The sequence below is a fragment of the Mycobacterium sp. RTGN4 genome (genome assembly GCF_033804635.1).
In the GTDB taxonomy this organism is placed as follows: Bacteria; Actinomycetota; Actinomycetes; order Mycobacteriales; family Mycobacteriaceae; genus Mycobacterium.
In genome coordinates, this window is sequence record NZ_JAPZLB010000006.1 from 36593 (window position 1) to 63264 (window position 26672).

The 26672-nt window shown below is 68.6% G+C and carries 15 protein-coding genes; 10 read left to right on the forward strand and 5 right to left on the reverse strand.

Annotated elements, in window-relative coordinates:
• The first annotated feature begins 191 nt into the window (after window positions 1-191).
• From SLQ30_RS14335 to SLQ30_RS14370, 8 genes are all read left to right on the forward strand, one after another.
• Window positions 192-827: a TetR/AcrR family transcriptional regulator gene (locus SLQ30_RS14335; RefSeq protein WP_319450266.1), complete on the forward strand. Its 636-nt coding sequence runs from the start codon at window positions 192-194 to the stop codon at window positions 825-827.
• A 111-nt stretch (window positions 828-938) separates the two neighbouring features.
• Window positions 939-1871, forward strand: a complete 933-nt coding sequence (locus SLQ30_RS14340) for a class I SAM-dependent methyltransferase (RefSeq protein ID WP_319450265.1) — start codon at window positions 939-941, stop codon at window positions 1869-1871.
• 131 nt (window positions 1872-2002) lie between these two features.
• Window positions 2003-3421, forward strand: a complete 1419-nt coding sequence (locus tag SLQ30_RS14345; protein WP_319450264.1) for an aldehyde dehydrogenase family protein — start codon at window positions 2003-2005, stop codon at window positions 3419-3421.
• Window positions 3422-3482: 61 nt separating this feature from the next.
• Window positions 3483-4346 (forward strand): SDR family oxidoreductase, encoded by an 864-nt coding sequence (locus SLQ30_RS14350; RefSeq protein ID WP_319450263.1) that lies wholly within the window; start codon window positions 3483-3485, stop codon window positions 4344-4346.
• Window positions 4347-4350: 4 nt separating this feature from the next.
• On the forward strand, window positions 4351-5316 hold the full coding sequence (locus tag SLQ30_RS14355) for an NADPH:quinone oxidoreductase family protein (RefSeq protein WP_319450262.1): 966 nt from the start codon (window positions 4351-4353) through the stop codon (window positions 5314-5316).
• A 388-nt stretch (window positions 5317-5704) separates the two neighbouring features.
• The gene (locus tag SLQ30_RS14360) at window positions 5705-6553 is read left to right on the forward strand and encodes an FAD-binding protein (RefSeq protein ID WP_319450261.1); all 849 of its coding nucleotides are present in this window, start codon (window positions 5705-5707) and stop codon (window positions 6551-6553) included.
• A 41-nt stretch (window positions 6554-6594) separates the two neighbouring features.
• Window positions 6595-7317 (forward strand): haloacid dehalogenase type II, encoded by a 723-nt coding sequence (locus SLQ30_RS14365; protein WP_319450260.1) that lies wholly within the window; start codon window positions 6595-6597, stop codon window positions 7315-7317.
• Between the two features lie 10 nt (window positions 7318-7327).
• Window positions 7328-7810, forward strand: a complete 483-nt coding sequence (locus tag SLQ30_RS14370; protein WP_319450259.1) for a DUF456 domain-containing protein — start codon at window positions 7328-7330, stop codon at window positions 7808-7810.
• 24 nt (window positions 7811-7834) lie between these two features.
• Here the strand turns inward: SLQ30_RS14370 and SLQ30_RS14375 are convergent, their stop codons facing one another.
• Window positions 7835-8551 carry a cutinase family protein gene (locus SLQ30_RS14375; protein ID WP_413468037.1) on the reverse strand — a complete coding sequence of 239 codons (717 nt, stop codon included), beginning with the start codon at window positions 8549-8551 and terminating at the stop codon, window positions 7835-7837.
• A 177-nt stretch (window positions 8552-8728) separates the two neighbouring features.
• On the opposite strand from SLQ30_RS14375, the gene SLQ30_RS14380 reads away from it, so the two are divergent.
• Window positions 8729-9052 (forward strand): EthD family reductase, encoded by a 324-nt coding sequence (locus SLQ30_RS14380; RefSeq protein WP_319450258.1) that lies wholly within the window; start codon window positions 8729-8731, stop codon window positions 9050-9052.
• The gene (locus SLQ30_RS14385; protein ID WP_319450257.1) at window positions 9052-9354 is read left to right on the forward strand and encodes a DUF503 domain-containing protein; all 303 of its coding nucleotides are present in this window, start codon (window positions 9052-9054) and stop codon (window positions 9352-9354) included. Before SLQ30_RS14380 ends, SLQ30_RS14385 begins: the two co-directional genes overlap by 1 nt.
• On the opposite strand, the gene SLQ30_RS14390 is transcribed toward SLQ30_RS14385, so the two are convergent.
• Genes SLQ30_RS14390 through SLQ30_RS14405 form a run of 4 tightly spaced genes read right to left on the reverse strand, consistent with a single transcriptional unit; the run spans window position 9351 to window position 26323 of the window.
• Window positions 9351-10166: a tyrosine-protein phosphatase gene (locus SLQ30_RS14390; protein WP_319450256.1), complete on the reverse strand. Its 816-nt coding sequence runs from the start codon at window positions 10164-10166 to the stop codon at window positions 9351-9353. The genes SLQ30_RS14385 and SLQ30_RS14390 overlap by 4 nt on opposite strands.
• Window positions 10166-11404: an acyl-CoA dehydrogenase family protein gene (locus SLQ30_RS14395; protein ID WP_319450305.1), complete on the reverse strand. Its 1239-nt coding sequence runs from the start codon at window positions 11402-11404 to the stop codon at window positions 10166-10168. Before SLQ30_RS14395 ends, SLQ30_RS14390 begins: the two co-directional genes overlap by 1 nt.
• A gap of 33 nt (window positions 11405-11437) precedes the next feature.
• Window positions 11438-13825 carry a PEP-utilizing enzyme gene (locus tag SLQ30_RS14400; RefSeq protein ID WP_319450255.1) on the reverse strand — a complete coding sequence of 796 codons (2388 nt, stop codon included), beginning with the start codon at window positions 13823-13825 and terminating at the stop codon, window positions 11438-11440.
• Window positions 13826-13831: 6 nt separating this feature from the next.
• Window positions 13832-26323 (reverse strand): type I polyketide synthase, encoded by a 12492-nt coding sequence (locus SLQ30_RS14405; protein ID WP_319450254.1) that lies wholly within the window; start codon window positions 26321-26323, stop codon window positions 13832-13834.
• Window positions 26324-26672: the final 349 nt, after the last annotated feature.

Below are 26672 nucleotides of genomic sequence, written 5' to 3' on the forward strand. Positions count from 1 at the left end.
GGCAGGACACGATAGTTGGCCACCCCGCCGACGCGCCTCAATGTACGGGTGCCCAGCTACGTCGGACATTCGTAATATTTCGTGCCTCGACGTCAATATTGTGCGGAAGATAGTTTGCTGAGCGCCTTTCGTTGACGGCCCCGCAACCTATTCGCGTCGAAAGGCCAGGTGACATGTGGCACAATTTGACCGTGCCGTATACCGCGACCCGGGGTCCAGGACGTCCACCTGCAGCGAAGGCAGCTGAGACCCGTGAGCGCATTGTGCGGGCGGCGCGCGAAGTTTTCAGCGAACTTGGCTATGACGCAGCGACATTCCAAGCCATTGCGATTCGCGCCGATCTGACCCGCCCGGCAATCAATCATTACTTCGCGAGCAAGCGCGTGCTCTACCGCGACGTGGTCGAGAAGACCAACGAGTTGGTGGTTGCCGCGGGCATGGAGAAAGCGCACGGCGAGACCGGGCTTCTCAAGCGACTTACGGCGTTCTTCTCGGCCGCCATGCAGGCCGAATCCCGGGATCGTTCGGCCGCCGCATTCCTGGTGACGTCGGTACTCGAGTCCCAGCGGCACCCCGAGTTGAGCCGCGACGAGCACAACTCCTTGAAGGCGTCCCGCGCCTTCGTCACCTGGGCCGTTACCGATGCGATCGAGCGCGGTGAGCTCACCACGGACACCGACGTGGCCACCCTGGTCGAGATGTTGGTCGCCGTGATGTGGGGCATGGGTTTCTACGCGGGATACGTCGGTGGCCACGACGAGTTGGTCGTCATCGTCGAGACGCTGGAGAAGCTCTTGGCCAACAAGCTCTGGACGATTGCCGGATAGCTTTCTGTCACTGCCACGACGCTCCACCGCATAGCTAACCTAAGTTTTGCTCGCTACCATGGATAGCACCTTCCCGGCGCCGTGCCATGCGCCCGACTCGACTGGAGACACATGAGTTCGTTGCGCTCGCATGACGACACGTGGGACATCGCCACCAGCGTGGGATCGACGGCGGTGATGGTGGCGGCCGCGCGTGCGAAGGAAACGGCGCAACCCCAGCCGCTGATCCGTGATCCGTACGCCAAGCTGCTAGTCGCGGGCGCGGGCGCCGGGGTTTGGGAGTCGATGCTCGACGACGAGTTCATCGCCAAGGTCGCCAGCGAGGACGCCGAGGCCGCCGCGGTCTTCGAGCACATGAGCAACTACCAGGCCGTGCGGACGCACTTCTTCGACGAGTTCTTCGCAGGAGCGACCGCCGCAGGAATCCGCCAGGTCGTGATCCTCGCGTCGGGGCTGGATTCGCGGGCCTACCGGCTGGACTGGCCCGCGGGCACCACGGTGTACGAGATCGATCAACCCAAGGTGCTGGAGTACAAGTCGGCAGCGCTCGCCGAGCACGACGTGCAGCCGACCGCACAGCTACGCCACGTCGCTATCGACCTGCGGCAGGATTGGCCAAATGCGTTGCGCCAGGCCGGTTTCGACGCATCGGTGCCGACGGCCTGGTTGGCTGAGGGGCTGCTGATGTACCTGCCGGCCGACGCGCAGGACCGCCTCTTCGAGCAGGTCACCGAGCTCAGCGCGACGGACAGTCGCATCGCGATAGAGACCGTCGGCGTCCAGGCCGAGGACCGGCGCGAGCTGATGCGCGAACGGTTCCAGCAGCTTCGAGAGAAGTTCGGCATGGAAGAGCAGGTCGATGTCGCAGAACTCATGTACCACGACCCCGACCGCGCCGACGTCATCGAATGGCTGGATTCGCACGGGTGGGCGGCTGCGGGTGTGACGTCCCTGGAGGAGATGCGTCGGCTCGATCGCTGGGTGCTGCCCGAGGACACCGACCAGCGCGCGTTCTCGACGTTCGTCACGGCGCAGCGGCACTGACGGCGCGCAGCTCACCGAGCTGACGATCCGACCGCGCCCTGTTCGCCAACCACCCTGTTCGCCAACCACCTAGTTGGTTAGGATCGTGCGCATCCTCAGGGTCAGGATTTGACGTCAGGAAGGGCCTTGCCATGACCGCCGAAGCCGCCGCACCCCCCAGCGTCCCACCCACCTCGACGCAGGCCGTCGACATTCCCACCGTCGTCGCCCGGTTACGGAAGACCTTCGCCAGCGGCCGCACCCGCGACGTCGCGTGGCGCAAGCGGCAGCTGGAAGCCCTCGAGAAGTTGATGGTGGACAACGAACCCGCGATCGCGGCCGCGCTCGAGCAGGACCTGGGTCGCAAGCCGTTCGAGTCGTGGTTGGCCGACATCGCCAGCACGGCGAGCGAAGCGGCCGACGCCGCCAAGAACGTCGGCAAGTGGACCAAGCGCAAGCACCGGCTGCTGGAGAAGGCGCAACTGCCGGGCCGCGCCTGGATCGAGTACGAACCGTTCGGCACGGTGCTCGTCATCGGTGCCTGGAACTTCCCGTTCGCGCTGACGCTCGGACCGGCGGTCGGAGCCATCGCGGCGGGTAACACCGTCGTACTCAAGCCGTCGGAGGTGTCGCCGGCGTCGTCGGCGTTGATGGCCGAACTGATCCCGCGCTACCTGGACAACGACGCCATCGCCGTGATCGAGGGTGACGGCGCGGTCAGCCAGGAACTCATCGCGCAGGGCTTCGACAAGCTGTGCTTCACCGGAGGCACCGACATCGGACGCAAGGTCTACGAGGGTGCGGCGAAGCACCTGACGCCGGTCACGCTCGAGTTGGGCGGCAAGAGCCCGGTCATCGTGGCCGCCGACGCCGACGTCGAGGTGGCAGCCAAGCGCATCGCCTGGACCAAGCTGATCAACTCGGGCCAGATCTGCATTGCGCCGGACTACGTGCTGGCCGACGCCACGATCCGCGACGAACTCGTCAGCAAGATCGCCGACGCGGTCGCGACCTTCGAAGCGGGCAACTCGGGCGGCAAGCGCATCGTCAACGAGCGGCACTTCAATCGCCTAACCACGGCACTCGCCGCCACCAAGGGCACCGTCGCGCTCGGCGGAGGCTCGGATGCGGCGACCATCGAGATCCAGCCGACCGTCGTCGTCGATCCCGCCGTTGACGAGCCGTTGATGACCGATGAGATCTTCGGGCCCATCCTGCCGATCGTCACGGTCCAATCATTGGACGAGGCAATCGATTTCGTGAATTCGCGGCCCAAGCCGTTGGCGGCCTACTTGTTCACCAAGGCCAAGAGTGTCCGAGAGCGGGTCATCAAGGAGGTGCCGGCCGGCGGCATGTTGGTCAACCACCTGCTGTTCCAGTTCTCGACCACCAAGCTGCCGTTCGGCGGTGTCGGCCCGTCCGGGATGGGCGCCTATCACGGCAGGTTCGGCTTCGAGGAGTTCAGCCACCGCAAGTCGGTGCTGACCAAGCCCACCCGACCCGACTTAACTGCCATGATCTACCCGCCGTATACAGAGAAAGCGTGGAAGCTGGCGCGCAGGCTCTTCTGAGCCGACCCGCTTGCCGCTCAATCAACGAAGAGCTTGACCATCTTTAATCGAAAGGAACTTCATGTCCGGAGTGCAGGATCGCGTCATCGTCGTCACCGGAGCCGGTGGCGGACTGGGCCGTGAATACGCCCTGACCCTCGCCCGCGAGGGCGCCAGCGTCGTGGTCAACGACCTGGGCGGATCCCGTGACGGCTCAGGCGCCGGACACAACATGGCCGACGAGGTCGTCACCGAGATCAAGGAAGCGGGCGGCCGTGCCGTCGCCAACTACGACAGCGTCGCAGAGGCCGCGGGCGCCGAGAACATCATCAAGACCGCGATCGATGAGTTCGGCAAGGTCGACGGTGTGGTGAGCAACGCAGGCATCCTGCGCGACGGCACGTTCCACAAGATGACGTTCGAGGCCTGGGACGCCGTGCTCAAGGTGCACCTCTATGGCGGCTACAACGTGCTGCGCGCCGCATGGCCGCACTTCCGCGAGCAGAGCTTCGGCCGCGTGGTCGTCGCAACCTCGACCAGCGGCCTCTTCGGCAACTTCGGCCAGGCCAACTACGGCGCCGCTAAGCTCGGCCTCGTCGGGCTGATCAACACGCTGGCCCAGGAAGGCGCCAAGTACAACATCAAGGCCAACGCCGTCGCGCCGATCGCCGCCACCAGGATGACGCAGGACATCCTGCCGCCCGAGGTCTTCGAGAAGCTGACGCCCGAGTACGTCGCGCCGGTGGTGGCCTACCTGTGCACCGAGGAACTGCCCGACACGGACTCCATCTTCATCGTCGGTGGTGGCAAGGTGCAGCGCACGGCGCTGTTCCAGAACGACGGCGTGACGTTCTCCTCGGTGCCGTCGGTCGACGACGTCGCCGCCAAGTGGGGCGAGATCACCGACCTCTCGGCAGCGCAGTCAGCCAGCTTCAAGCTCGGCTGAGTCAGTGAAAGCGCTTGTTGCGCGAGAACTTTCGGGGCCGTCAGGCCTGGTCTACACCGACGTTGACGAGCCGGCCGGCGACGGCTTGGTCGTCGTCGACGTCGGTGCAGCCGGGGTCAGCTTCCCCGACCTGCTGCTGATCAAGGGCGAGTACCAACTCAAGCTCGATCCGCCGTTCGTCCCAGGGACCGAGGTCGCGGGCGTGGTGCGCTCCGCCCCCGCGGACTCGGGCTTCGCGGTGGGACAGCGAGTTACCGGACTGAGCATGCTCGGCGCATGGGCGCAGCGGGCGGCGCTACCACCGGCCAGCGTGACGCCGACTCCCGACGGCATCGACGACGGTGCAGCGGTGTGTCTGCTCGGGAACTACTACACGATGTACTTCGCACTTGCGCGCCGCGCTGCCCTCCAGCCTGGCGAGACCGTGCTGGTGCTGGGCTCGGCAGGCGGGGTGGGCACCGCGGCCATCCAGATCGCCAAGGCGATGGGCGCCACGGTCATCGCGATGGTGCACCGGACCGGGGCAGAAGAGTTCGTCGAGTCGTTGGGCGCCGACGTCGTACTGCCGCTGACGGAAGGCTGGGCCAAGGCGGTCCGTGACCACACCGGAGGACGCGGCGTCGACGTCGTGGTCGACCCGGTCGGCGGGGACGCGTTCGATGACGCGATTCGGGTATTGGCGACCGAGGGTCGGCTGTTGGTGCTGGGCTTCGCGTCGGGTGGCGGGATTCCGGCCGTCAAGGTCAATCGGCTGCTGCTGCGCAATGTCAGCGTGGTCGGCGTCGGACTGGGCGAGTTCATCAACCGCACCCCTGGCGCGCAGGCCGAATTCGGCGTCGGATTGGGCAAGCTCGTCGACGCAGGCTTGCGGCCGCCGCCACCGGTGCGCTACCCGCTGTCCGAGGGCCGCGCCGCGTTGGAGAGCCTGGCCAGTGGCGGTGTGCTCGGCAAGGTCGTGCTCGAGCCCTGAGCTTCCTGCGCTGAGCTTCCTGCGCTGAGGTGAGGCATTCGGTAGGTTTCGGAATGAATTTGCCCGCTCGCCAGACAGCCAAGCACATTTCGCCGAGCTCCGGCAGGCATCGCAGTGCTCTGGGCGGCAGGTTGCGGCTGGCCGCCCGACTCGCGACCGGTCTGTGATGCCGATCACCATCGCTCTACCAGTGCCGACGTGGCGCAATCGTCAATATATCGAGGGTTGCTAATCATTGCGGAAACCATCCGAATGGTATGTAATGAGCGAGTCCGCGACGCCAGCGCCCGGTAACTAGCAAATTACTGAGGCTGCGCTACAGAACGGACAGCGACACCGTGGGGCGACCGCCTCGGACCTGTTCACTCGACCTAGACAGCGGTAGGTAATGCGAACTACAGACGAACTGGAATGGGATCTGACAGTCGACTTCGTGTGTGTCGGCGCAGGCGCAGGCGGATTGGCCGCCGCGATCGTGGCGGTGGACGCAGGCGCGAGTGTGTTCGTCGCGAACTTCGCCCGACCGCTCGCTCGCACGCCGTCAGGCGGTTTGGGTCACGCGTTGGAACTAGAGGTCGCAGACGACGAGACCAGCGCCTACCTCGCTGCGTTGGTCGAGGACCTCGATGTGCCCGTCGCGACCGATGACGGTGTGCCCGTGCTGGCTGCGGGTGAGCTAGTGCCCGTCAGCACCAAGAAGCCCGGTAAGCGGGACCAAATCCCGCCGTTCTTTGGCGCCCGCCTGGGTGACTGGGCAGCAGAGTGCGTCGCATCACCGCTCGGGATCGTCTACAGCCGGGTGATCACGGACGCGACCACGCCGAAGCGGTCTCGCTCGGGCGCGATGGTCGAGGTCGCGCGGATCGGTTCGATCGAACTCGATCCCGACGCACCCGCACCGGCGCTCGACCAATGGTTGTCCGCCGTGGCCCACGCCCGCGGTGTCGACGTGGAGCATCAGAGCCGGTTGCGCCGCCTGGTGTTCGAGGGGGGCCAGGTCGTCGGTGCGGTCTTCGATACCCCGACGGCTACCTTCGCCGTTGAGGCCAGGCACGGGGTGATGTTGGCTTGCGACACCGATGGCGCCCAGCTCGCGCCACAGGTGGCAGCGTCAGTGCGCGAGCCGACCAACGCGGAAGTGTGCCTGGTACGCGAACCCCTCAGCCGCTTCAGCAGGATCGAACTGCACGTCACGGAATCCAGCGTGCAATCCTTCGTCAGCGCACCGGGTCGTTAGCCTGACTCCGCCGATGGTCGCGCTGTGACACTCTTGGCGAGATGACCCCATCGAATAAGCCGCGGGCACTGGCCTTCGACGTCTTCGGAACCGTGGTGGACTGGCGCAGCAGCATCATCGGTGAGCTCGAGATGTTCGGGGAAAGGCATGGGCTGGCGGAAGATTGGGCGAGGTTCGCAGACGACTGGCGGGCCGGCTACCCGTCGGCGATGGATCGGGTTCGCAAAGGCGAGCTCCCGTGGCTGAAGATCGACGCCCTGCACCGACTGATCCTCGACGACCTCCTCGACGCGGCCGGAATCGAACCCATCCCCGACGTGGACGTCGACGAGCTCAACCGGGCGTGGCACCGGCTGGACCCGTGGCCGGATTCGGTGGCGGGGCTGACCCTGCTCAAGCAGAACTTCGTGATCACGACGCTGTCGAACGGGAACGTTTCGCTGCTGACCAACATGGCCAAGCGGGCGGGCCTGCCGTGGGACTGCGTGATCTCCGCAGAACTGTTCCGTCACTACAAACCGGATCCCGAGGCCTACCTCGGATGCGCGGACGTGCTCGACGTCGCGCCGCACGAACTCATGCTGGTGGCCGCGCATCCCAGTGATCTACGGGCGGCGCGGGACTCCGGCCTGATGACCGCGTACGTCGCCCGCCCGCTCGAACGCGGCCCAGGTCGCGCGCTGCCCAGGGCGCAAGACGGCGAATTCGATTTCACCGCAGTCGACTTCCTGGACCTGGCGCGACAACTCGACGCAGCCCAATAGGCTCTTGCCAATGGACACCATCGGGCTCATCGGGGTTGCGGTGGCCATCGCGATCGGTCTGGTCGGCATCCTGGTGCCGTTGGTGCCGGGCAGCATCCTGGTGTTCGCGGCCATCGCGGTGTGGGCGTTCGTCGAGCGGACGACGCTGGGGTGGGTGACGCTCGGCGTTGTCGCGGTGGTTCTCGGCGCGGCGCTGCTGGTGAAGTACCTGTGGCCGATGAAGCGGATGCGCAGCGCCGACGTCGGTACGTGGACCCTGCTTACGGGCGGGGTACTCGGCATCATCGGATTCTTCGTCGTCCCGGTGGTCGGGCTGGTGCTGGGGTTCGTGCTCGGGGTGTACCTCGCCGAGCTGGCGCTGCGGCGCGACCACCGGCTGGCCTGGGCTTCGACGGTGCACGCGATCAAGGGCGTCGTGCTGTCGGTGGGCGTCGAGTTGGCCGGCGCGCTGCTGGCGACGGTGGTGTGGGTGGTCGCGGTGCTTACGTCCTAGGGCTGGCGTCCTAGGGCTGGCGTCCTAGAGCCTGCCAACTGCGAAGCTAGCCGCTTGCGCCGTCAAGCCGTTGGCCACGTAGGAACCGTGTGCGGCGGTCGGCGGCCCAGGGGGCGCGCCATTGCAGATGGTGTCGCCTTGCGCGCACAACTCGGTGGTCTTCGGAACGTACAGCGGGCCGATGGTGATCACCGGTGCGCCCGAGTCGCTCAGGAATCGATTCGAGGGCGTGCCGAAAAGTGCGACCGCGGCCACGTGGTTGGCCACCTCGGGAGGCATCGGCGGGGGCACCAAGAACGCGGGCACACCTGCCGGCACGTCGGCCGCCGTGACGAACGCCGCCACCGCCGCGCCCTGTGAGAAACCGCCAAGCACGATGCGGGTGTTCGGGCAGTCCGACACCGTCGCCTCGATGCGGTTGGTGGCGTCCCTGATGCCGTCGATGACCGTCAGGGCGAACTGCATGGTGTCGGAGAAGTCGGCGGCGGCGGCGTAGTTCACGGGGTAGACGTCGACGGACTTAGTTCCGGTCTTGGACCGCAACGCGTCGACGAAGCCCTGCCCGATCCCACCGACGCCAGGGGGTTCACCCGTGCCTCGGGCGAACACCACCTGCACGTCGGGGCACGAATCCGCGAGCGCGCGCGGCGCGGCCACGCCCAGCACCGCGCAACTTGCGAGCAGGGTGGCCACCACCAGGGCAAAGAGCCGGCCGAGGGGCGATGTGCGTCGGGCATCCACGGTGTCGATCTCCTTCTCGGTTTCCTCACGCGCGCAAGGCGTTTCCGGCCCCCTCCGGCATACCCGAGCCGCTGCCGTTCGTAACCCGCGATTCGGGGACATTCATTCCGGATTCACAGATTCACAGGAGACGTCCAGCCGACCCCGACTCGATGAGCCCGCGGCTAAGGTAAGTGTATGTCCGAAACCAAGATCACGGTCATCTACGACAACCCCACCGACCCGAACGCCTTCGAGACTGCTTACGAGGCAGAGCAATTGGAGGCAGCCCGCAAGATTCCCGGATACCTCCGACTCGAGGCGTCCAAGGTATGGCCCAAGGAGGACGGCTCACCGACCCCGGCCTACCGGATGATCGACCTCTACTACCCGAACTACGACGCCGTCAGCGTGGCCGTGACCACGCCGGAGGCCGGTGCGTTCTTCGAGGCGATGGGCCGGCTGTCCACGGGCGGCGTGCGGGTGCTGGTCTCGGATGTCGAGGTGCCCCAGACGCGCTGATGTCGACGTGGATCGGTTGGCTCGAATTCGACCTGCTGCTCGGTGACGTGCATTCGCTGAAGCAGAAGCGGTCGGTGGTGCGTCCGGTGGTGGCCGAACTACAGCGGCGGCTGAGCGTCTCGGCCGCCGAGACCGACGCCTTGGACCTGCACCGCCGGGCCGGTATCGCGATGGCGGTGGTGGCAGCCGACCGAGCGCACGTCGTCGACGTGCTCGATGCGGCCGAACGGCTGGTGGCCGCCCGCCCGGAGCTCGAACTGCTCTCGGTCAAACGGAGGCTGCATAACAGCGAAGACTTCTAACCGCGCAGGTTGACCCGCAGCCGATCCACTTGATCGGTCGTCACCCCGAGCGCCGCAAGATAGTTGGCCGGCGAGCTGTACTCCTCGTCGATGGTGCGCCATGCCGCCTCCAGGTAGTCCTCGCGCACCCCGAGCACCTCTTCGTTCAAACGCGCCTCCGCGAACGTGACGATCTCGTCGGTCGGCGGTTCTGCGTTGCGGTTGCGCATGGACTCGAGGATGCGCTCCCGCAGCTGTGGCACGGCGTCGTTGCTCCGTAGGAAGTCCGACACGATGACGTCACGTTCCACGCCCACCGTGTCGAGTACCAACGCCACGGTGAACCCGGTGCGGTCCTTGCCCGCGAAGCAATGCGTGATGACGGGCCTGCCCTCGGCCAGCAGCGAGATCACCTGGCGCACCGCGAGATGCGCGCCGGGCAGTGTCGGGAAGCGCTGATACTCCTCGGTCATGAAGCGGGCCGCGGCCACCGCGACACCCTCGTCGTCGGGCTGCTCGGTCATCATCTTCTCGAAGGCGCTCTCATGCGGCGCCTCGCCCGGGCTGGACTGGCTGGATGACAGCTCGTGGAACGGCAACAGGTGAACCTCCACGCCGGCGGGCACCAGCCCGGGTCCGCGCCGCTCGAGCTCGCGTACTGAGCGAAGGTCCGCGACGTCGGTGATGCCGAGGCTCGACATCGCCGCGCGGCCGCCGTCGTCGAGCGCGCTGAGTTCGCTCGACCGGAAGAACTGGCCGGGACGGATACCCGCTTCCTCTGCGACGTCGCGAAAGTTCCACGCGCCTGCCAGTTCCCCACCGCTGCTGCGCATTAGGGGGTCACCGCTTTGCTTGATGGGCCGCACACCGCCGCCGCGAATGCCGACTTCTCACGGCCGAGTTCGGCGCGCGCGATGCTGCGGATGTGCACCTCGTCGGGACCGTCGAAGAGCCGCATCGCGCGGTGCCAGCCGTAGAGCCGGGCCAGCACCGTGTCGTCACTGACCCCGGCCGCGCCGTGCACCTGGATGGCCCGGTCGATCACGTTGCAGGCCATCTGCGGTGCGACGGCCTTGATCATCGCGACCTCGTTGCGGGCCTCCTTGTTGCCCTTCTCGTCGATGACCCAGGCCGCCTTGTGACACAGCAACCGAGCCTGGTCGATCTCGTTGCGGGACAACGCAACCTGTTGCTGCACCACACCTTGCTCAGCCAGCGGCTTGCCGAACGCGATGCGCTTGTTGACCCGGTCGACCATCAGTGCCAGCGCTCGCTCGGCCACCCCGATGGCGCGCATGCAGTGGTGGATGCGGCCGGGGCCGAGGCGAGCCTGGGCGATCGCGAAGCCGCCGCCCTCCTCGCCGAGCAGGTTGCTCACCGGCACCCGCACGTTGTCGAAGACGACTTCGGCGTGCCCGTGCTGGTCCTGCCAACCGAACACCGGAAGCGAACGGACGATCGTCACGCCAGGGGTGTCCATCGGCACCAGGATCATCGACTGCTGCTGGTGACTAGCCGCGTCGGGGTTGGTGCGGCCCATCACGATCAGGATCTTGCAGCGCGGATCGTTGGCACCAGAGGTCCACCACTTGCGACCGTTGATGACGTAGTCGCCACCGTCGCGCAGCATCGTGGTCTGGATGTTGCGCGCATCGCTGGAAGCCACCGCGGGCTCGGTCATCGCGAAGGCGCTGCGGATCTCCCCGTTGAGCAACGGCTCGAGCCACTGCTTGCTCTGCTCCTCGGTCGCGAACAGGTGCAGCGTCTCCATGTTGCCGGTGTCGGGGGCCGCGCAATTGGTGGCCTCGGGGGCGAGCTCCATGCTCCAGCCGGTGAGCTCGGCCAGCGGCGCGTACTCGAGGTTCGTCAGCCCCGACTCCGAAGGCAGGAACAGATTCCACAGCCCGCGGTCCCGCGCCAGCTTCTTGAGCTCCTCGACGACCGGCGGGACGGTGTGGTCATCGGGGCCTGCGGCGTGCCGGTAGGCGTCGTACGATTCCTCGGCTCCGAAGACGTGCTCCGTCATGAACTCGGAGAGCCGATCGTGGTAATCCTGACCCTTGGCTGACATCGCGAAGTCCATGACCGTCACGATAGACACCCGTCAATCGTCGAGAACCGTCACCTCTCCCGTCGCGCCGTCGACCTCGATCAGGGCACCCGTGGGCAGCCGTGTTGCCGCGCCACGTGCGTTCACCACGCACGGCACTCCGAACTCCCGCGCGACGATCGCCGCGTGCGATATCGGGCCGCCCAACTCGGTCACCACCGCGGCGGCGTAGGCGAAGGCCGGGGTGTATCCGATGTCGGTGACCTTCGCGACCAGGACCTCGCCCGGCTGCAGGTCATCGATGTTCCACGGTTGTACGACGCGTACCCGCCCGCGAGCACGGCCTCCGCCTACGCCCAGGCCGTGGAGGGTTTCTCCGCCGCCAAGCGCGGCCGAGGGAGCGGGCGTCGGCCGCCATTGGCCGCTGAACGCCTCGGGTGGCAGCAGCTCTTCGAGCGCATGCTGCTGCGCCCTGCGCCTGGCCACCACGGCGGCGATGTCGGGTGGCGGCGCGTCGAGTTCGTCGACGAGCAGATAGAAGATGTCGTCGACGTCGGCCAGTTGGCCGGCCGTGATGAGTCGGCGGCCGTACTCCCGCAGCAGGTTGCGCAGTACCCAGATGGCCCGCACCATCCGATCGCGCCGCACCTCGCGTTCGCGCAGCTGGCTGGCGGCCGCCGCGCCGACCGGGAACATCCACTTCGGGACGCCGGACTTGTCGGCGACGCCCCTTGGCCCCGACGTCAACGCCTTGGCCACGATCCTCATCAACAGCGCAGGGTCGTCGGCATAGGTGGTGCTGCGCATTTCTACCTCGCCGGGGCCGCGATGACCGATGAGCCCTAGCTCGCGGTGCAATGCCGCTACGAAATGTGGTGCGCCCGTCGACAGGGTCTCGAGGTCGACGTCCGGGTCGGCCAGCAGTTCGGCGGCGGCCGGGTCGCTGCGGGCTACTGCGACGAGGCGGTGCACCGCCTCGAGCGACTGCGCGCTGGCCAACGCGGGCCCGGTCGTTGGCATCACGCCGCGGCCGGACAGCAGGCGCAGGATCACGCCGTATGCCGTGGACACCAGGATCGACGCCGAGGCCAACACCCACCCGTGCACCACGTCGTCGCGCGCGCGCAGTATCAGCGTGCGTAGTTGGCCGTCGTCCAGCTTGGCGGCGTCGGCCGCCGCCGACTCGAGCTTCGCCACGTCGCCGACGAAGTCGCGGGTGTCACGGAAGGAGCCCGCCGACAGGACGAGCAGGTTGTTCGCAAATGTCGCGACGGCGCGCAGCTGCTTGCCCACTCCGCGCGGCTCGACCGGCGGACGCTCGGCTCCGAAGAGTTCGAGCCCCTCGGCGGTGCGTCCGAAGAACCCCGACAGGATCAGTTCGGGGTCCACAAGCGGCACGGTCTGCGCCATGAAGTGGCCCGACGTGATGCCCGCATACAAGCGATGCCCGAAGACTCCCGTCGTGCGGACCGACATCTCGCGCTGTACTACGCCGCCTGGTCGCAGGCGCGCGGCGATCACCATGGCCGCCGCCCGTGTCCCGAGCACCGACACCGACGCCGACGACGGCGAGAAGGGCCCAGGCAGCGCTTCGGACAGGTTGGTCGCCACGAACGCTGGGAAGCGCGGATCGATGGGTGTGTCGAACTCGCCGTTGGCGTTGACCACCCCGGCCGGCACCGGCGCCACGCCGTCGGGCGCAGGTGCGTCGAACGCGGGGATCTGGCGGACCCTAGGTAGCCGCCAGGGCAACGCAAAGACCTTGCCGCCGAACGTCATCCGCCCGCGGGCGACGAGTGCGAAGTCGGCGACGCACTCCGCAGCACTCCAAGCCGTCGGCGCGTCGGTGTCGAGCAGTGGCGTTTGGTGCGAGCGCCGTCCCGGCACCCGCAGCACCGGACGTCCGATGGCCCTGGCGATTTCGCGCACGGTGGTGAACCCGTCGGATGTGACGTCGACGGTGCCCGGGGCGCGGTCCGGTTCGGTGAGTGCGCGCACGAACGCGCGCTGGACGTCCTCCGGGTGCACCACCTGCAGCGGAGCATCCGGCGAAGGGGCACGAACCACCGGGCCGACGAACGGGCGCAACGTCGCGTCGTCGACGTTGCGGCCCAACGTCATTGCTGAGCGAATCCGAATCACGCCAGGCTGCGCTGCCTCCGACACTACGACGATGCGGTCGATCCCCGCGGCGGTCGCGGTATCCACCAGCGCCGCAGTGCCTGCCGGGTCATGCCCGCAATGCGCGACCGCGTCGGCGCCGACGACCACGTGCTTGAGCGTCGCTGCGTCGGTGACGTCCGCCGTGATGAACACGACTGAGCCCGGCCAACTCTCGGGCCGACGGGGACCGATTCCGACGACGTCGTGTCCGAGGCTCACCAGACGCGCGGCGACACCCTGGCCGACGGGACCGTCGACCCCTGCGATGACAACTCTCATCGGCACCTAGTCGGCATCGGATTCGTCGTCGAACGCCGCGAGCAGGTCCTGGAGGTCCATGTCTGCGATGTCTTGCGTACGTCCGTCCGGCGCGGAGGCGGCCTCGGCGCTGCCTCCTCCAATACTGCTGTCCCCCGCGAGGTTCAGCAGCATGTCCAGGACGCCGGCCTGGCGCAACCGCTTGATCGGTATGGACGCCACGACGCGCTGCAGTTCGGCCTCGACGGCGTTGGCGGTGGGACCGACCTCGGGTTCGTCGCTGAGCTGGGTGCGGAAGTACTCCGCCAGCGCCGCTGGGTTGGGGTAATCGAAGATCAGCGTCGGCGACAACGTCAGCCCCGTCGCGGCCTTGAGCCGGTTGCGCAGTTCGACCGCCGTCAACGAATCAAAGCCGTGGTCCTGGAACGCCAGGTCGGCCCCGATCGCCTCCGGCGACGGCAGGCCAAGGACCGTCGCCATGTGCGAACGGACGAGGTCCAGCAGCACGCCGTGCTGTTCGTCGACGGGCAGCCCGGTCAACTGCGCCGCCAGCGCCGAACGCGATTGCGCCGCGGCCAACGAGTCTCCGACCTGGCGCCTGGCAGGGCCTGAGATCAACTCGACGAACATCGGTGGCAGCGTCCCAGCCGACGACTTGACGCGCAACGCGCCGCGGTCGATGCGGGCGGGTACCAGGAACGGCTCGTCGACCACCAACGCCTGGTCGAACAGCGCCAGCGCGTCGTCCACCGGCAGCGCGAGGATGCCGTCGCGGCCCAACCGGGCCAGGTCCGCCGACTCGAGGTGGCCGGTCATTCCGCTGGCCTGTTCCCACAGCCCCCACGCCAGCGACATCGCGGGCAGGCCGCTGGCCCGGCGGTGCGCAGCGAGCGCGTCGAGGTAGGCGTTGGCCGCCGAGTAGTTCGCCTGTCCCGAGCCGCCGACCAGCCCGGCCATCGACGAGAACAGCACGAACGCCGAGAGTTCCAGCTCGCGGGTCAACTCGTGGAGGTTGTCCGCCGCATCGACCTTGGCGCGGAATACGGTGTCGACCCGATCAGGGGTCAGCGAGGTCACGACCGCGTCATCGATGACGCCTGCGGTGTGGAAGACCGCCGACAGCGCGCGGCGGTGATCGATGCCCGCCAGCACCTTGGCCAGCGCGTCACGGTCGGACACGTCAGCCGCGACCACCGCGACGTTGGCGCCGGCCTCGGTCAGTTCGGCGACGAGCTCGGCCGCCCCATCCGCATCCGGGCCGCGGCGCGACACCAGCAGCAGTTCGCGCACGCCGTGGTGGGTGACCACGTGGCGCGCCACCGCGGCACCTGCCATGCCGGTTCCACCGGTGATCAGCACGGTGCCCGCCGCCCATGCGTCCGGCATCATCAACACGACCTTGCCGATGTGGCGGGCCTGGCTGAGATACCGCAGCGCGGCGGGCGCACGACGGACGTCCCAGGTGGTCACCGGCAACGGACGCAGCACCCCGGTGTCGTTCAATGTCGAGACGCCGGAAAGGATTTGAGCGACGCCGTCGGCCCCGGCTTCGAAGAGGTCGAAGGCCCGATAGCGCACACCGGGGTGGTCCGCCGCGACGGTGTCGGCGTCGCGGATGTCGGTCTTGCCCATCTCGAGGAACGCTCCCCCTCGCGGCAGCAGGCGTAGGGACGCGTCGACGAAGTCTCCGGACAGCGAGTCCAGCACCACGTCGACACCGCGACCGCCAGTGACGGTGCGGAACTTCTGCTCGAACTCCAAGCTGCGCGAGTCGCCGATGTGGTCGTCGTCGAAGCCCATGGCGCGCAGCGTGTCCCACTTGCCACGGCTGGCGGTTGCGAACACCTCGAGGCCCCAGTGCCTGGCCAGCTGGACGGCGGCCATGCCGACGCCGCCGGTCGCCGCGTGGATGAGCACCGACTGTCCGCGCTGCACGTCGGCCAGCCCGCGCAGCGCGAAGTACGCGGTGGCGAAACCGACCGTGAAGCCCGCGGCCTGCGCATCGCGCCAATCCGGTGGCACCGGCAGCACGACCCGCGCATCGGTGGTCGCGACGGTGCCCGTGCCTTCGGGGAACAACCCCATCACACGATCGCCGACCGCCACTTCGGTTACCGCGCTACCGATCTCGGTGACGATACCGGTGGCCTCGATACCCATGACCGCGTCACCGGGGTACAGCCCGAGCGTGATCATGACGTCGCGGAAGTTCGCGCCGATGGCGCGGATGGCGACCCGGATGCGGTCGGCAGGTAGCGGCGCGTCGGCGTCCGGAACCTCCTCGAGCACCAGGTCCTCGAATGTTCCCGACGTGCTCGCCGCATTGACCGCCAGCCGCCACGGCACGGCGGCCGGCGGTGGGGTCAGGAGCGCGTCGGCCGCCCGGCTGGGCAGCACGCGTGCGACGTGCGTGACACCACCGCGGATGACGACCTGCGGTTCGCCGGTGGCGACAATCGAGGCCGCGTCAACCGTATCGACCGGGCCGTCAACGTCGGTGTCCACCAGGATGATTCGGCCCGGATGCTCGGTCTGGGCCGCCCGGATGAGCCCCCATGCGGCCGCCCCCGCCAGGTCGGTGAGGTGTTCACCCGGAAGGGCCACCGCGCCTCGCGTCACGACGACCAAGGCGCCGGCGGGCTCGGCCAGCCACTGCTGGACCCGGTGGAGCGCCTGGTGGGTGGTCGTGTAGACCCCGGGCACGCCGTCGTATTCGGTTGCGGCGGAGCGCAGGTCGAACGTCGTCGGCTCGGCTTCGTGCTCGGGTAAGGGCACGGACTCGGCCGTCGAAGCGAGCGGGGTCCATACGACTTCGAACAACTCGCCGGAACTGGTGGCGCCACCGACGGCGGCCGCCAACTGCTCCGCTGAGACCGGGCGGGCCACCATCGCTCCCACGGACAACACCGGAAGCCCGAGGCCGTCGGCCAGCTCGATCGACATGGAACTCGGCCCGGTCTTGGCAATCCGTGCCCGCACCGCCGAGGCGCCGGACGCGTGCAGCGACACCTTCTGCCAGGAGAACGGCAGCTGGATTTCATTGCTGTCCATGCCGAGCACGACCGCATGCAGGGCACCGTCGAGCAACACCGGGTGCACGCCAAAGCCATTGGCCTGCAGATCCTTCGACAACGTCACTTCGGCGAACACCTCGTCGCCGCGCCGCCACATCGCCGTCAGCCCCTGGAAGGCCGGTCCGTATTGGTAGCCGCGCGCCGCGAGCTCGGCATACGCATCTGCGACGTCGACCTCACGTGCGCCGACCGGCGGCCACACCGCGAGTTCGGCGCCCGGCGCGGACACCTCGGTCCCGAGCTCACCCTCTGCGTGCAGCGTCCAGGTCGCTGCCGCAGTGGAGCCGTCGCCGTCCTGGCGCGAGAACACCGAGACGACCCGAGCGCCACCGGCGTCGGCCGCGCTCACCACGACCTGAACGGCTACGCCTTCCGGTGGCAGCACCAGCGGCGCGTGCAGCATCAGTTCTTCGACGACGCTGCATCCGACTTCGTCGCCGGCGCGGATGGCCAGTTCGACGAACCCGGCGCCTGGGAACAGCACGACGCCGCCGACCGCGTGGTCAGCCAGCCACGGCTGCGTCGCCACCGCGAGCCGGCCGGTCAGCACGACGCCGCCGGATTCCGGGTTCTCGATGACGGCGCCAAGCAGCGCGTGCTCGGCACCGCTCTGCCCCAATCCGATCACGTCGGTCGCGCCCGACCCACGGCCGGACAGCCAGAACTGGCGGCGCTGGAACGCGTAGGTCGGCAAGTCGAGCAACCGGCCAGGTCCGGACGAGCCGCACACGCTGCGCCACGCCACGTCGACGCCGGACACCGCCAGTTCGGCGAGTGCGGTCAGCAGTGTGGTCGGCTCGGGGCGGTCCTTGCGAAGCACCGACGCCGCTAGGGGTTCGGACGTGACAAGCGTCTGCTCTACCGACGCGGTGAGGCCGCTCACGGGTCCGACTTCGAGGAACCGCGTCACGCCCGCGGCTGCGAGCGCGGTGACGCCGTCGGCGAAGCGCACCGCCTGGCGGACGTGGCGACCCCAGTACTCGGCCGTACCGAAGTCCGGCCCCGCGACCGCGCCGGTCAGGTTGGACACGATCGGGATCGTCGGTGCCGAAACCGTCATGCCGCTGGCGACGGTGTTGAACTCCAACAGCATCGGCTCCATGAGCGAGGAGTGGAATGCGTGCGACACGGCGAGCCGGTGCACGCGGCAACCCCGCGCGCGCAACGTCTCCGCGAGCGCCGAGACGGGCTCTTCCGGCCCGGAGATGACCACCGAACCAGGCGCATTGACGGCCGCCACGTCTACTTGCGGGCCGCCGCCATCCGCCAGCAGCGCACGCACCTCGTCCTCGGTGGCCGCCACCGCCACCATGGCGCCGCCCTCGGGTTGGCGCTGCATCAGCCTGCCCCTGGCCACCACCAGCGCGGCGGCGTTCTCCAGCGACAGCACGCCGGCCACGTGGGCCGCCGACAGTTCACCGACCGAGTGGCCGATGAGGTAATCCGGTCGCACACCCCATGATTCGAGCAGGCGGAACAACGCGACCTCGACCGCGAACAGTGCGGGCTGCGCGAACTCGGTGCTGTCCAGGAGGGCCTCGTTGGCACCCCACATCACGTCGCGGATCGGGCGGAGCAGGTGCCGGTCCAACTCCCGTGCGCATGCGTCGAGCGCTTCGGCGAACACGGGGTAGGCGGCATGCAGTCCGCGGCCCATGCCCAGCGCCTGACTGCCCTGGCCGGGGAAGACGAAGGCGGTCTTGCCCGACACCGTGGCGCGGCCGCGGATCACGGTGTCGGAGGCCTGATCGTCGGCCAGGCTCGTCAACCCGTTCAGGAGCTCGGCGCGATCAGAGCCGAGCACCACGGCGCGATGGGCGAACGAGGCCCGGCCCCCGAGCGTCCAGCCGACGTCGGTGACGTCGAGGTCCGGTCGGGCACCCACGTGTTCGGCGATCCTACGGGCCTGAACTGCCAGTGCCTCAACAGATTTCGCGGACAGTGTCCACGGGGTCAGCGGCGCAGGGTGCTCGGTGCGCGCCGGTTCGGTCACCTCGGGCGGCTGCTCGATGATGACGTGGGCGTTGGTGCCGCTGATACCGAACGACGACACACCGGCCCGGCGCACGTGGCCGTTGGCGGGCCAGGCGACCGGCTCAGTGAGCAGCGAGATGGCGCCCATCGTCCAGTCCACGTGCGGGCTCGGCGCGTCGACGTGCAGCGTCGCGGGCAGGGCTTCGTGCCGCATCGACATGATCATCTTGATGACGCCCGCGACACCGGCCGCGGCCTGGCTGTGCCCCATGTTCGACTTGATCGAGCCCAGCCACAGCGGGTGCGGTCGGTCCTGGCCGTAGGTCGCGAGCAGTGCCTGCGCCTCAATCGGGTCGCCCAGCGTGGTGCCTGTGCCGTGACCCTCGACGACGTCGACGTCCGCAGGCGACAGCCCCGCGTTGGCCAGCGCTGCGCGCACGACGCGCTGCTGGGACGGGCCGTTGGGCGCCGTCAACCCGTTGGACGCTCCGTCCTGGTTGACGGCCGATCCGCGCACGATCGCGAGTATCTGATGGCCGAGCCGCCGTGCATCCGAAAGCCTTTCGACCAACAGCACACCGCCGCCATCGGCGAAGCCGGTGCCGTCGGCGGCGCCCGCGAACGCCTTGCAGCGTCCGTCGGAGGACAGTCCGCGCTGCCTGCTGAACTCGACGAAGATGTCGGGGGTGGCATTCACCGTGACGCCGCCTGCGAGGGCGAGGTCGCACTCGCCGAGGCGCAGCGCCTGTACCGCCATGTGCAGCGCGACCAACGACGACGAGCACGCGGTGTCGATCGACACCGCGGGCCCCTCCAGCCCGAGCACGTAGGACACCCGGCCCGACGCGACGCTGGCGGCCTGCCCGGTCAACCGGAAACCCTCGGCCCCAGCCGCACCTCCAGCCCCCATGCCGTAGCCCTGTGCGATCACGCCTGCGAAGACGCCGGTGGCGCTGCCGCGCAGCTGCGCCGGGTCGAAGCCGCCGCGTTCCAGTGCCTCCCAGGACAATTCGAGGAACAGCCGCTGTTGGGGATCCATCGCGAGTGCCTCGCTGGGCGACACCCCGAAGAACGACGCGTCGAAGCCTGCGACGTCTTCGAGGAAGCCGCCGGTGCGGGCATACGACTTACCGGGTGCATCGGGGTCGTCGTTGAACAGCCCGGCCAGGTCCCAGCCGCGGTCGGTCGGGAAGTCGGTGAGCACGTCGCGACCCTCGGCGACCATGTCCCACAACGACTCCGGTGAGTCGACGCCGCCGGGATAGCGGCACGACATGCCGACCACCGCGATCGGCTCGTCGATCACGGACAGTGCGCTTGGCGTCAGCTCGACCGCCTGGGTGGCGCCCGCGAGCTCGCCGCGAATGTAGCCGGCCAACGCCGCAGGCGTTGGGTAGTCGAAGATCAGCGTCGGTGACAGCGCGAGGCCGGTGGCGACCTTGAGCCGGTTGCGCAGTTCCACCGCCGTGAGCGAATCGAAGCCGTGGTCGGAGAACGCGAGTTCGGCGGCGATGGTATCGGGCTCCGTGTTGCCGAGCACCGTAGCCATGTGCGACCTGAGCAGGTCGAGCACGACCGCCTGCTGTTCCTGCTCGGAAAGCCCCTGAAGCCGTTGGGCCAGCGCCGATTTCGACTTGGCAGCGTGCAGTGAGTCGTCCACCCGCCGGCGTGCCGTCGAGGTAGCCAACTGAGCGAACATCGGGGGCAGCACGCCTTGCGCGGACCGGGCACGCAGGGCTCCGCGGTCGACGCGGGCAGGGGCGAGGAAGGGTTCGCCGACGATCAGCGCCGTGTCGAACAGCGCCATCGCGTCGGCGGTCGACAGTGCGAGGATGCCGTCGCGGCCGAGCCTGCTCAGTTCGGCCTCGGCGAGGTGACCGGTCATGTCGCTGGCCTGTTCCCACAGCCCCCACGCCAGTGACGTGGCGGGCAGGCCATGAGCGCGCCGGTGGGCGGCCAGCGCGTCGAGGAACGTGTTGGCGGCGCAGTAGTTGGCCTGCCCCGCCGAGCCGACGACACCGGCCATCGACGAGAACATCACGAAAGCAGCGAGATTCGATCCGGCAGTCAGCTCGTGCAGGTTCCACGCGGCGTCGACCTTGGCGCGCAGCACGGTGTCGACGCGCTCTGGGGTCAACGATCCGATGACGGCGTCGTCGAGCACGCCGGTGGCGTGCACTACTGCCGACAGCGGGACGTCCACCCCGGCCAGTACGGCTTTCATCGCGTCACGATCGGCGACGTCCGCGGCGACGGTGCGCACGTGCGCACCCGCCGCGGTGAGTTCGGCGATCAGATCCGGGGCGCCCGGTGCGTCCGACCCGCGCCGCGACACCAGCAGCAGGTTCTTCACGCCGTGGTTGGCGACGACGTGGCGCGCGACCGAGCCGCCTGCCATGCCGGTGCCGCCGGTGATCAGGACGGTGCCCTTGGCCCACGCGTCGGGCAGCGTCATGACGACCTTGCCGATGTGGCGCGCCTGGCTGAGGTAGCGCAGTGCGGCGGGGCCGCGGCGCATGTCCCACGTCGTGACGGGTAGCGGCTTCAGGATGCCCGCGTCGAACATCGAAGACAGTTCGACGATGAACTCGTGCATCCGGGGGCGACCCGGTTCGAAGAGGTCGAACGCGCGGTAGTTCACTCCGGGGTGAGCGGCGGCGATCGCGTCGGCATCGCGGATGTCGGTCTTGCCCATCTCGAGGAACATCCCGCCGCGCGGCATCAGCCGCAATGACGCGTCGACGAACTCGCCTGCCAGCGAGTCGAGCACGACGTCGAAGCCACGGCCACCGGTGACGGTCATGAACTTCTGCTCGAAGTCCAGCGTGCGCGAGTCGCCGATGTGGTCGTCGTCGAAACCCAACGCCCGCAACGTGTCCCACTTGCCGCGGCTGGCGGTGGTGAACACCTCCATGCCCCAGTGCCTGGCCAGCTGAATGGCCGCGAGCCCGACTCCACCGGTGGCGGCGTGGATGAGGATCGACTGGCCAGGTTGCACGTCGGCGAGTTCGCGCAGCCCGAGGTAGGCGGTGGTGAAGACGACCAGCACGGCCGCGGCCTCGGGGTCGGTCCAGCCGGCCGGGATGGGCGCGATGAGTCGCGCGTCGGCCGCGACGAGCGTGCCGGTGCCCTCCGGGAACAGGCCCATCACGCGCTGGCCGACGACGAAGTCCGTGACATCGGAGGCGATCTCGGTGACGACACCTGCGGCCTCGCTGCCGATCAGTGCATCGTGGGTGAACATGCCGAGCGTGATCATCACGTCGCGGAAGTTGGCCGCCACGGCGTGCAGTTTCACCCGGATGTGCCCCGGCGGTAGCGGCGCACCGGAGTTCGGCACCTCTTCGAGCGCGAGGTTGTCGAACGTGCCCGCGGTCGTGACGCCCAGCCGCCATGGTTTGCCGGAGTCCGGCGGGGTGAGGATGCCATCCACGCCGCGGCTGCGCACGACTCGCGCGGCGTACGCCGCGCCGTCGCGGAGCGCGACCTGAGGTTCGCCGAGCGCCAAGACGCCCGCTACGTCGACGTCGGTAGTGCTGTCGGCCAACACGATCCGACCCGGATGCTCGGTCTGCGCGGCCCGGACGAGGCCCCACACCGCGGCGCCGGCCAAGTCGGACACGTCCTCGCCGGGCAACGCCACCGCTCCGCGGGTGACGACGACGAGCACCCCGGCCGGTCCGGCCAGCCAGCTCTGCACCCGCTCGAGCGCGCGATGGGTGGCGCTGTGCACCAAGGACACCAGCTCAGCGGAATCGGTTGCCACGGGCTCGGATTCGAAGACCACTACACCGTCGGGCAGCGGGGGCACGGTCTCGGGCGCCGTCACGGGCACCCATTCGACCTCGAAGAGTTCACCGTCGGCGCTGCGCCCGGCGTGCGCCAGTTGATCGGCGGATACCGGACGGGCCGTCATCGATCCGACGGACAGCACCGGCAGCCCCAGGCCGTCCGCGAGTTCGATCGACACCGAGTTCACGCCCGTTGGCGCTATCCGTACCCGTACCGCCGACGCCCCCGCGGCGTGCAGCGCGACGTGCTGCCACGAGAACGGCAGCGCGAGCGCGTGTTCGTCGGCGGCCACTGCCACGGCGTGCAGCGCGGCATCGAGAAGTACTGGGTGGACGCCGAATTCGCCCGCTGCCAGATCCTGGGGCAGGGCTACCTCGGCGAACACTTCGTCGCCGCGCCGCCACATCGCGGTCAGGCCATGGAACGCGGGCCCGTACTCGTAGCCGCGTGCGGCGAGCGAGCCGTAGGCGTCCGACACGTCGACGGCGACGGCGCCAGGCGGCGGCCAGGCGGTGAGATCGGCGGCAGGGGACTGGGTGCCGGAGCCAACGACCGCCTCGGCGTGCAGGGTCCAATCGCCATCGGCATCAGTACGCGAGAACACTCCGACCGCACGTGAGCCGGCTTCGTCGGCGGACCCGACGACGACCCGAAGCGGAACCCCGGAGGGGTCGATCACCAGCGGGGCCTGCAGCGTGAGTTCTTCGATGACGGGGCAACCGACTTCGTCGCCTGCGCGGATGACCAATTCCACGAATCCGGCACCGGGGAACAGCACCACCCCGCCGACCGCGTGATCGGACAACCAGGCCTGCGACGACACCGCGAGCTTGCCGGAAAGCACGACCTGGTCGGAGTCGGGCACCTCGATGACCGCGCCAAGTAGGGCGTGCGACGTGCCGGCCAGTCCGAAGCCCGAGGCGTCCGAGGATCCGGAACCGCCGCCGGACAACCAGAAGCGACGTCGTTCGAATGCGTACGTCGGAAGGTCGACGAGTTCGCCGCCGGAGCAGGTTTCGCGCCACGCCACCGAAATTCCTGAGACGTAGGCCTGCGCGGCCGAAGTCATGAACCGGTCGAGTCCGCCGTCGTCGCGGCCCAGCGACGGCACCACGATCGGCTCGGCGCCGCAGTCGGCGACCGTGTCCTCGACGCCTGCGATCAGCGCCGGGTGCGAGCTGGCTTCGATGAACGCCCGGTAGCCATGCGAGCACGCGGTCCGGACGGCCTTGTCGAACTCGACGGTCTGGCGGATGTTGCGGTACCAGTAGTCGGCGTCCAACGTGGTGGTGTCCAAGAGTCCACCGGTGACCGTAGAGATGAAAGCCGTTCGGGTCGAACGTGGTTCGATGTCGGCGAGCGCTTCGATCAGCTGCTCGCGAATCGGCTCGACCTGCGCGGAGTGCGAGGCGTAGTCGACGTCGATGCGGCGCGCCCGCAGCTCGAGCGCCTCGCACTGCCGAACCAGCTCGTCGAGTGCAGAGCTTTCCCCCGACACCACGACGGCGTTGCGTCCGTTGACGACGGCGATGCCCGCCCGGTCACCGAGGTCGACCAGCAGTTCCCTGGCGCGTTCGGCGCTGCACGCCAGCGAGACCATGCCCGCGTCGCCGGCCAGCGCCACCAGGAGTCGGCTCCGCAGCGCGACGACCCGGGCGGCGTCGCGCAGGGACAGCGCGCCCGCCACGTACGCGGCGGCGATCTCACCCTGCGAGTGGCCGATCACGGCGTCCGGCGTCACGCCGAGCGAGCCCCACAACCGGGCCAGCGACACCATGATCGCGAACAGTGCGGGCTGCACGACGTCCACCCGGTCCAGTCCTGGCGCGCCGGGTGCGCCTCGCAGCACGTCGATCAGCGACCAGTCCACGAACTCGGACAGTGCTTCGGCGCACGCGTTGAGCTCAGCGGCGAAAACCTCTGAGCTGTCGAGCAATTCGACGCCCATGCCTAGCCACTGGCTGCCCTGGCCGGGGAACACGAAGGCCGTCTTGCTGGCGGGCGTGCCGTGCCCACGGATGGTGTGGGCGCCGAACTCGTCGGTGGCCAGTTCGGCCAGCCCGGCCATCAGCGCGGTGTGATCGGCGCCGAGCACCACGGCACGGTGCTCGAAGGTGGCCCGTCCGGCCAGCGTCCAGGCCACGTCGCGGTCGTCGACGCCGTGCTTGTCGATGTCGTGCTTGTCGATCCCTGAGTGGGCGTCCAAATGCGTTGCCAGCCGGGTGGCTTGGGCCGCAAGGCCGGTCGGGGACTTGGTCGAGAGCACCCACGGCAGGATGGGCGGTTTCGGCTCGGGCGTGGACTCAGCCGCGGCAGCCGCCTCCTCGACGATCACGTGGGCGTTGGTGCCACTGATGCCGAACGACGAGATGCCGGCCCGACGTGGCGCCGCCGACGACCACGGCAGCGCCTCACTCAACAACCGAACCGCACCGGCGGTCCAGTCGACGTGCGGGCTGGGCTCGTCGACGTGCAACGTCGCAGGCAACGTCTGGTTGCGCATCGCCATGATCATCTTGATGACGCCTGCCACGCCCGCCGCCGCCTGGGTGTGGCCCATGTTCGACTTCACCGAACCAAGCCACAGCGGCGCCGAGCGGTCCTGCCCGTAGGTCGCCAACAGCGCCTGCGCCTCGATCGGATCGCCGAGCGGGGTGCCAGTGCCGTGGCCCTCGACGATGTCCACCTGCGCGGTCGAGAGTCCGGCGTTGGCCAGTGCAGCGCGCACCACGCGCTGCTGCGACGGGCCGTTGGGCGCGGTCAGCCCGTTCGACGCGCCGTCCTGGTTGACCGCGGAACCCCGGACGACCGCCAACACCTGATGGCCATTGCGTAGCGCGTCCGACAGCCGCTCGACGGCGAGCACGCCGCCACCCTCGGCCCAGCCGACCCCGTCGGCCGCCCCGGCGTAGGGCTTGCAGCGGCCGTCGGGAGCCAGCCCGCGGTGACGGCTGAACTCCACGAAGATGGTCGGGGTCGCGTTGACCGTGACGCCGCCCGCCAGCGCTAGGTCGCACTCCCCGAGGCGAAGCGCCTGCACCGCCATGTGCAGGGCCACCAACGACGACGAGCACGCGGTGTCGATCGACACTGCCGGACCCTCGAGGCCGAGCACGTAGGCCACCCGGCCCGAGGTGACGCTCGAGGTCATGCCGGTCAGGCGGTAGCCCTCGATGCTGTCGGCGGACATGCCGTAGCCGCCCGCGATGACGCCTGCGAACACGCCGGTTGCGCTGCCCCGCAGCGAAGTTGGGTCGATACCGGCGCGCTCCAACGCCTCCCACGACAGCTCCAGCAGCATGCGCTGCTGGGGGTCCATCGCGAGCGCCTCGCTTGGGGCGATGCCGAAGAAGGCGGCGTCGAAGTCGGCCACGTGATCGACGAACCCGCCCGTCTTGGCGTACGTCTTTCCCGGGGCATCCGGATCCGGATCGAACAGCGAGGCCGTGTCCCAGCCGCGGTCGGCGGGGAACTCGGAGGTGACGTCACGCTGGTCGGCCACCATCTGCCAGAGGCTTTCGGGTGAATCGACCCCACCCGGGTAGCGACACGACATCCCGACCACCGCAATGGGCTCACCGGAGCGCTCCAGGAGCGTCCGGTTCTGGTTCTTCAGGCGCTCGACCTGGACCAGGGCCTTTCTGAGCGCTTCCGTTGCGTGTTCGAGTTGGTTGACCATGCGGTCCTATCTGTCGTCTGATCTGTCGTCTGATCTGTCGTCTGGTCTGTCGTCGGGCCGTCGTACCTGGACTATTCGACCCCCGAGTATTCGGTGCCGGGCCCGGATTGGATGAGCCCGCGCCTGCGTTGGGTACCCGGTTGGCAGCGCGGACCCGACCCGGACCGAGGACGGGGTGATGGGATGCCGATCGGCGAGGCAGCGGCTATTGCGGAGCTGTCGCGGACGGATTTCTTGGCCAGGGGTCATGAGCTTGGGCAAATGGTACGTAGGGCGTCGCCGACGGTGCCCGGCCCCTACGGCTTTTCTGGGGCTTTCCACCGGCTGCCGAGGGGGATCCAGACGGTCC